The sequence below is a fragment of the Streptomyces sp. AB3(2024) genome (genome assembly GCF_041862025.1).
GTDB lineage: Bacteria > Actinomycetota > Actinomycetes > Streptomycetales > Streptomycetaceae > Streptomyces.
Map to the genome: position 1 here is coordinate 23,930 of NZ_JBGWAB010000096.1, position 8,369 is coordinate 32,298.

Genomic DNA, 8,369 nt, shown 5'->3' on the forward strand with positions numbered 1-8,369 from the left:
ACCGCCGCAGTGGAAGAGGAGGAAGGGCCCGTGCCGACGGCACCACACCCGGACAACGACGACGGCACGCGCGACGTCGTCGCCTTCCACCACCACTTGGTCAAGGCACCCCTGCTGCGCGAGGCGCTGCTGCCGCTGGCCGCCTCCTGCGCCGCCGACGGCCTGGCGGCCCACGTCGAGCGGCACTGGCTGCACGGCCCCCACCTGCGGCTGCGCATCCAGGGACCGCCCGCCCGGGTGGAGGCCGCCGCCGAGGCAGCCGCCCGGCGCGTCCGGGCCTGGCTCCGTGCGCACCCCTCGCACACGGACCTGACGGAGTCCGAGCTGCTGCGCCTGGCGGCCGCGGCCGGACGCGCCGAACTCGTCCCCCCGCCCTACGGGCCCATCGCCCCCGACAACACGGTCCGCGTCGAGGCCGTCGACCGCACCCCGCTGCGCACCCTCCTCGGCGACGACGGCGCCGCCCTGCGCGAGGACCTGCTGCGGTCCGGCCTCGGCGCGCTGCGGGCGGGCGCCGCCTTCCTCGGGGAAGGCGGCGACGGCTCCGGGGCCCGGCTCCGGCTCGCGGTGACCGGCCTTGCCGCGCACGCCGCCGCCCACCCCGGCGGCCTGGCCGGCGCCCACTACTCGTACGTCTCCCACCTGGAGGACTTCCTCGTCCACGACGACCCGGACGGCCGCGTACGGGCCCGCTTCGAGCAGCACGCGGAGCGGGCCGGCGAGGCCGTGACCGCCCTCGTCGGGAGGATCGCCGACGGCGGCGCGCAGGGCTGGGAACGGGAGTGGGCGGACTTCTCGGCCGGAGCCTGGCGGCTGGCCCGGAGCCGCCACGACGCCGGCGCCGACCTGCACGGCGACCCGCACGCCTACCGGGACCGGGCCGCCGCCACCGGTGACGCGGCGGCGCAGGAGCGCTGGAACCACGACGTCCGCACCCGGTACAGCGAGTTCCACCGGCTGCTGAGCCGCTCCGACCCGCGGGGCACGATGTGGCGGCGCCCCGACTACCTCATCCACCGGGCCTGCACCAATGGCCTGTACCGGCTGTTCGCCCTGTGCGACGTCCGCCCGCTGGAGCGGTACCTGGCGGCCCACCTCGTCGTCCGCGCCGTGCCCGCCCTGACCGGCTGCGACTGGCGCGCCGAGGTCGGCGCGGCCGTCGAGGCCGTGGAGCGCGGGGCATGACGGGCACCGGACGCCGGCTGCGGCCCGGCACCGCCGTGACCCCGTTGCGCGACGGACTGCACCTGCGGGGCCGGCGGGGGAGCGTCACCCTGGAGGGCAGCCCCGCGCTGCCCGTGCTGTGGCGCTCGCTGGAGCAGCCCCTGCGCACGGGCGGGCTCGACGCCCTCCTCGACCGCCTGGAGCCCGGCTCCCCGGCGCGGACGGCGGTGGAGGCGGTCGTCGCCCAACTGGAGGCGCACGGCCTGCTCGTCACCGGTCCGCCACGGCCCGCGCCCGATCCGGGCCCGGTCGGGCCGTGGCTCGCCGTGAGCACCGACCGGCCCGCCGACGCTGCGGCCGCGCTCGCCGCGACACGGGCCGAAGTGGTGGCCGCCGCCGTCGACGCACCCCTGGCCAGGGCCGCGGGCCGGGCGCTCGAACAGGGCGGACTGCCCGTCACGTACATCCGCGACGCAGGCCTGCCCGAGGGCCGGATCCACCTCCGCGCCCACCTCCCCGACGGCGTCACCCACGCCCTCGCGGCCGCGCTGCCCGCCCCGACCGGCTACGTCACCTCCCCGGACACCACCTCCGCCACGGCCGCCACGGCGACGGCCCTGGAGGCCCGCCTGGCCGCCCGCCCGGCTCCGGGCCCGCCCGGCGGGGGAGGGGCGACGGCCGCCCTGCTCGGCGGCGCCGCCGCCCACCGGCTGCTGTGCGCGGCGGCCGGCCTGCCCGACCCGGCCGACGAGGGGGACGACGACCGACTGCTGCCCGGACTTCCCGCGGTGCTCCTCGTGGAGGCCCGTCCGCCGCGCGCGGAGTACCGCACCTGGGTCGGGCCCCGCCCCTGCGGCGCGGCCCTCGCACCCGCCACCACCCTGCGCGAGGCCCTGCGCCGCGTGGCGGCCCTCGGCGACGAGCGGTGCGGGGTGCTGCCCGACCCCGGCCCGGCGGACCTGCCGCAGCTGCCGGTCCCCCTCGCCTCCTGCGCCGCGCCCGGCACCGCCCCGCACCGGCCCGGGGCGACCCTGACCGGCGGCGCGCCGCGGCTGGACCTGGCCCGCCTGGAGGTGTTCTGCGTCGCGGCCGAACTGGCCCTGGGCCGGCCCGGCTCCACGGTGGGCGCCAATCCCGGGCACGCCCGCGGCCGGGCCCTGCGCGCGGAGGTCGCCCGCCGTGCCGGGACGGGCGCGGGGCGGACGCCGGTGGCCCCGGAGCGGTGGTCCGGACATCCGCAGGCCCGCCACTGGTGGAGCACCCTGACGGACCGTCTCGCCGTGCCCGCCCGCCTGCACGTGTTCCGGGTCGCTTCCGGCGAGGAGGTGTACCGGGCCGTCGTCCGCCGGCCCGGCCCGGACGGATCCGCCCCGCTCGGCGACGCCGTCGAGGCGACCCCCGGCGACGCGGTGGCCTGCGCCGCGCTGTCCGCCGTCGCCGCGGTGTCGGCCGCCGCCGCATCCACCGCCGTCACGGCCGTCACCGCAGTCACCGACCCGCCGGCGGGCCGCACCCCGGCCGCCGGTGCCGGCGCGGCCGGTGCCGGGCTGGCCGTCGAGGGAGCCCCGGCGGTCGGGTGGGAGGAGCCGGGGTGGACCGGCCGGTGGCTCGCCGACACGGCCGGGCGCGAGGACGCCTTCCAGGCGGCCGCGGTCCGGCTGACGGGCCCGCCCCGGCCCGCCCCCGACGGGGAACTCGCCACCCTGTTGAGGGCGTTCGGATTCACCGTCCTGAACCGCCCGCAGGAGGCACCGTGACCGCCGCGCCGCCGCTCGACGCCGACTCCGCCCTCGCGGCCACCGCCGGAGGGGCCGTGGTGCTGCTGACCCGCTGGAGCCTGGGCCTCGCCGAGGAACTGAGCCGGCACGCCCTGGGCCACCCCGTGGCCCTGGCGCCGGTGCGCTTCGACGGGGCCGTCGCCGTCGTCGGCCCGGTGCTGCGCCCCGGCGCGGCCGCCTGCCTGTGCTGCGCCGAGTACCAGCGACTGGCCACCGCCGGGGGCCGGGTCCCCTGGCGGAGCGGGGAACTCGCGCTGGCCGGTGTACCGTCACCGGCCCTCGCCGAGGCGGCCGTGGCCCTCGCGCGGGAGCTGCTGGACGCCCCCCGGGACGCGGCGGAGGAGGGCGGCGCCGTCGTGCACCTGCTCCACCAGGGACGCGGCACCTGGTCCACCCACCGCGTCCGCCCGGTGGGCGGTTGTACGGTCTGCCACCCACTGCCCGCCGACTCCCCGGCCGCGGCGGTCCCGCTGCCCTCGGCGCCCCGCCCGCTCCCGGACCCGTACGTCCTGCGCGCCCCCAACCCCCGGACCTCCGCGGACCGGTTGCGGGCGGCCCTGTACGACGAGCGCTTCGGCCCGGTCCGCCGCCTGCTCCGCGCCGAGGACTCCGCCTTCTCCCTGACCGGCGCCTTCGTGACGGACGGCCGGCCCGTCGAGGACGGAGGCTACGGCCGGGCCCGGGACTTCCCCGGCAGCGAACGCATCGCGCTGTTCGAGAGCGCCGAGCGCTACGCGGGGATGCGGCCCACCGGCCGGCGCACCGCCCTGCGGGCCCCCTTCGCCGCCCTCGGCCCCGACCGCGCCGTGGACCCGCGACGGCTCGGCCTGCCCGACCCCGCCCACCACGGGCACCCCGCCTCGCCGACGGTCCCGTACACGCCCGGCCTCGCCCTCGACTGGGTCCACGGCTGGTCGCTCACCCGGCGGCGGACCACGGCCGTGCCCGAACACGTCGCGTACTGGGACGTCCCCGGCGGCGCCGACCGCGGCCCGCGCGTGGTGTACGAGTCCTCCAACGGCTGCGGACTGGGCAACAGCGCCGAGGAGGCCGCCCTCTACGGCCTGTTCGAAGTCGCCGAACGCGACGCCTTCCTGATGGCCTGGTACGCGGCCACCCCGCTGCGCCGCGTCGAACCGTCGCCGGACGACCTCGACACGCTCCTGCTCGCGGACCGGGCGGCCGTCGCCGGCTACCGCCTCGTCCTGCTCGACGCCACCAACGACTTCGGCATCCCCGCCGTCGTCGCCGTCTGCCGCTACACCGGCTCCCACCCGGACGCCCCCCGCGTGTTCCTGGCGGCGGGCGCGCACCACGATCCCCGCGCGGCGATCCGGTCGGCGGTGGCCGAGGTCGTCACCAACGTCCTGGAGGCGCCGCAGCGCGCCTCCGCCGAGGGCGGCCCGCGCGATCCGGAGCGGCTGCGGCCCATGCTGGACCGGCCCGAGCTGGTCGTCACCCTCGACGACCACGTGGGTCTCAACACGCTCCCCGAGGCGGCCCCCCGCCTGGAGTTCCTCTTCGCCGACACGCCCTGCCTGACCGCCGCGGAGGCCTGGCCGGGGGCGCCCGAGCCGGTCGGTGACCTCTCCGCGCTGCTCGGCGCCACCGTGGACCGGCTGGCGCGGGCCGGACTGGAGGTGATCGCGGTCGACCAGAGCGAGCCGGGCCTGCGCGCCGGTCTGGGCCTGCACTGCGTGAAGGTCGTCGTCCCCGGCTCGCTGCCGATGACCTTCGGGCACGTCAACCGCCGCACCCGGGGCCTGTCCCGGCTGCTGGAGGTGCCGTACCGGCTGGGCCGCACCCCCCGCCCGCTGCGCCACGAGGACCTCGCGGTCCATCCCCACCCCTTCCCCTGACACCCGAGGACCGCACGTGACGACCACCGACACCTGGCACAGCCACCACCTCTTCCTGCACTCCGGGACCTTGGACACCGACGCCTTCCTGGTCCGCTCCGCCGCCCCGCTCCTCGACGGCCTCGTCGCCTCGGGCGAGGCCGCCCGGTGGTTCTTCATCCGGTACGGGGAGGACGGCCCCCACGTACGGATCCGGGTGCGCGGCCTGAGCGAGCGGGCCGCCGCGGCGCTCCCGCGGGACCTGGCCGGCGCGGCCGGGGAGGTGCCCGCGGTGCCCGGCCCGTGGCCGTCCCGCCACGGGGAGGTCCGCGCCGTGCCGTACGTGCCCGAGACCCACCGCTACGGCGGGCCGCGCGCGCTGCCGGTCGCCGAGGAGGTCTTCGCGGACTCCACCCGGGCCGTGCTGGACGCCCTGCGGGACCTCCCCGACGAGGGCGCGGACGCGGCCCGGCTGACCCGCGCGGCGGACCTGGCGCACGCGACGGCGTACGCGCTCGGCATGGACCGCCGCACGGCGGCCCGCTGGCTGCGCCGGCACGCCGCGGGCTGGCGCTGGGTCACCGAGACGCCCCTGCTGCCCGGCGCCTCCGTGCACGCCCGGGTCAATGCCGTGCACGCCGCCCAGCGCACCGGCCTGGCCCGGCGCGCCGAAGCCCTGCGGGAGCGGCTCGGCGCCGGTACGGCCGCGCCCTGGCTCACCCGCTGGACGGACCGGGTCCGCGAGGCCGACGCCCGGCTGCGCGCCGCCGACGGCGCGCGGGGGGCCGGGGCGGGCCTCTCCGAGGAGAGCGCGGCCCGGGTCTGGGGCTCGCAGCTCCACATGCTGTTCAACCGGCTCGGGGTCACCCCCGACGAGGAGCGGGCCGTGTGCCGGCTGGCCGGCCGGACCCTGCTGGAGACGGACGGGGAGCCCGACTACTTCCCGGCCGGCCACACCGCCGCCGACCTGCAGTACCTGGAGCGCAGCAAGGTCCACATCGGCCGCAACGAGGACGCCGCGCTGCGCCAGGCCCCCGCCCCGGCGCCCCCGCCGGTGTCCCTGCCCGAGACGGCCCTGCCCGCGGCCCCCCTGCCGGAGGTCTCGCTGCGTTCCGTACTGGCCGACCGGGCCTCCCGGCGCGGGCGCCTGACGGGGCCGCTGGACGCCCCCACCCTCGGTTCCCTGCTCTGGCACGCCCTGGCCGAGAGCAGCCGCAGCGTCCAGCCCCTCGCGGACGGCACGCGGCGTCCCTTCGTCCACCGGCCCTACCCGAGCGCGGGAGCCCTGTACACGGCCGGGGTGCGGCTGCTGGTACTGGACGTGGCGGGCGTCGAGCCCGGCACGTACGCGTGCGTGCCGGAACGCCGGACCCTGCGCCGGATCGGGCCCGCGCCGACGGCGGAGGAGCTCAAGCCGCTGTCGACGTACACCTCCCGCCCCGAGACGGACCCGGACTGGATCGGTGTCGACGAGGTGCCGGTGGTCCTCGGCCTCTACGCGGACCTCGGCGTGCTGCGGCGGCGCTACGGGCTGCGCGCCCTGCGCCTGGCCCTGCTGGAGACGGGCCATCTGGCCCAGACCCTGCTCCTGACGGCCTCGGCCCTGGGCCTGGGCGGCACCACGCTGGGCGGTTTCCACGACGACCTGGCCCACGAGCTCCTCGGCCTGGACGACCTGGAGCAGCCCCTGCAGTACCTGCTGCCACTGGGCCGTCCGGCGCCGCGTACCACCGGATGAGCCGGGATGACCGGCTGTCGGCCAAAACAGATCAGATCTGGTCAACAAGCGCATGGACGGGACCGCAGAAATGATCAAATTTCCTAGGGGTTAGCATATGAGCGCTGCCTAGCTCGAAAGATGGATCTGTGACTGTCAACGAGGACTCGTTCACCAACTGGAAGAACCGCGAAGAGATCGCGGAGTCGATGATCCCGATCATTGGGAAGCTGCACCGCGAGCGGGACGTGACGATCCTGCTGCACAGCCGCTCCCTGGTGAACAAGTCGGTGGTCAGCATCCTCAAGACCCACCGCTTCGCCCGGCAGATCGCCGGCGGGGAGCTCTCGGTCACCGAGACGCTGCCGTTCCTCCTGGCGCTCACCACGCTGGACCTGGGCCCCTCCCAGATCGACATCGGCATGCTCGCCTCGGACTACAAGGCCGACGACCGCGGCCTGTCGGTCGAGGCCTTCACCGCCGAGGCCGTCGCCGGCGCCACCGGTGAGAACAAGATCGAGCGCGGCGCCGGCCGCGACGTCGTCCTCTACGGCTTCGGCCGCATCGGCCGCCTCGTCGCCCGCCTGCTGATCGAGAAGGCCGGCTCCGGCAACGGCCTGCGCCTGCGCGCCATCGTCGTGCGCGGCGGTGGCGAGGCGGACCTCGTCAAGCGCGCCTCGCTGCTGCGCCGCGACTCCATCCACGGCCAGTTCCAGGGCACCATCACCGTGGACGAGGCGACGAGCACGATCGTCGCCAACGGCAACACCATCAAGGTGATCTACGCCAACGACCCGTCCGAGGTCGACTACACGGCGTACGGCATCAAGGACGCCATCCTCATCGACAACACCGGCAAGTGGCGCGACCGCGAGGGGCTCTCCAACCACCTGCGCCCCGGTATCGACAAGGTCGTCCTGACCGCTCCGGGCAAGGGCGACGTCCCGAACATCGTCCACGGCGTCAACCACGACACCATCAAGCCGGACGAGCAGATCCTGTCCTGCGCCTCCTGCACCACCAACGCGATCGTTCCGCCGCTGAAGGCCATGGACGACGAGTACGGCGTGCTGCGCGGCCACGTGGAGACCGTCCACTCGTTCACGAACGACCAGAACCTCCTGGACAACTACCACAAGGCCGACCGCCGCGGCCGCTCCGCGCCGCTGAACATGGTCATCACCGAGACCGGTGCCGCCTCGGCCGTCGCCAAGGCGCTGCCGGACCTCAAGGCGCCGATCACCGGCAGCTCGATCCGCGTCCCCGTCCCGGACGTCTCGATCGCCATCCTCAGCCTGCGCCTGGGCCGCGAGACCACCCGCGAGGAGGTCCTCGACTACCTCCGTGACGTCTCGCTGCACTCGCCGCTCAAGCGCCAGATCGACTTCACCACGGCCCCCGACGCCGTCTCCATGGACTTCGTCGGCTCGCGCCACTCCTCGATCGTCGACGCCGGCGCCACCAAGGTCGATGGCGACAACGCCATCCTCTACCTCTGGTACGACAACGAGTTCGGCTACTCCTGCCAGGTCATCCGCGTCGTCCAGCACGTCTCGGGCGTCGAGTACCCGACCTACCCGGTCCCGGTCGTCTGATCGGCTCCGCCCCGCACGAAGAGGCGCCCGCCCCGAGCTCACGCTCGGGGCGGGCGCCTTTTTCGTGTGCGTGAGAACCATTACATGTTGCCCCGAAATCACCTATTTCGGTCAATCATGAGGGTCGGTAATCGTCATCTACGGGCTGCTGCCGCGGCCCAGGGGGGGGGGGGCCCCCCCCCGGGCCCCCCCGCGCGGGCGTGGCCCCGCCCGGCCCCCCCACCGCCCCACCCCGCTCAGAGCCCCCCCCCCGCGGGGGGGCGCCCCGCACCAACCA

The 8,369-nt window shown here is 76.5% G+C and carries 5 protein-coding genes; all 5 read left to right on the forward strand.

Features of this window, described 5'->3' with window-relative positions; genetic code table 11:
- Positions 1-30 precede the first annotated feature (30 nt).
- The 5 genes from ACEPPI_RS29085 (at position 31) to ACEPPI_RS29105 (ending at position 8,092) form a co-directional block, all read left to right on the forward strand.
- Positions 31-1,185 (forward strand): lantibiotic dehydratase C-terminal domain-containing protein, encoded by a 1,155-nt coding sequence (locus ACEPPI_RS29085; RefSeq protein ID WP_373918243.1) that lies wholly within the window; start codon positions 31-33, stop codon positions 1,183-1,185.
- Positions 1,182-2,921 carry a hypothetical protein gene (locus ACEPPI_RS29090; RefSeq protein ID WP_373918244.1) on the forward strand — a complete coding sequence of 580 codons (1,740 nt, stop codon included), beginning with the start codon at positions 1,182-1,184 and terminating at the stop codon, positions 2,919-2,921. The genes ACEPPI_RS29085 and ACEPPI_RS29090 overlap by 4 nt, the downstream gene beginning before the upstream one ends.
- Complete coding sequence (locus ACEPPI_RS29095) at positions 2,918-4,801, forward strand: TOMM precursor leader peptide-binding protein (protein ID WP_373918245.1); 1,884 nt, start codon at positions 2,918-2,920, stop codon at positions 4,799-4,801. Before ACEPPI_RS29090 ends, ACEPPI_RS29095 begins: the two co-directional genes overlap by 4 nt.
- Positions 4,802-4,817: 16 nt before the next feature.
- The gene (locus ACEPPI_RS29100) at positions 4,818-6,518 is read left to right on the forward strand and encodes a thiopeptide-type bacteriocin biosynthesis protein (RefSeq protein WP_373918246.1); all 1,701 of its coding nucleotides are present in this window, start codon (positions 4,818-4,820) and stop codon (positions 6,516-6,518) included.
- A 128-nt stretch (positions 6,519-6,646) separates the two neighbouring features.
- Complete coding sequence (locus ACEPPI_RS29105) at positions 6,647-8,092, forward strand: glyceraldehyde-3-phosphate dehydrogenase (RefSeq protein ID WP_373918247.1); 1,446 nt, start codon at positions 6,647-6,649, stop codon at positions 8,090-8,092.
- Positions 8,093-8,369: the final 277 nt, after the last annotated feature.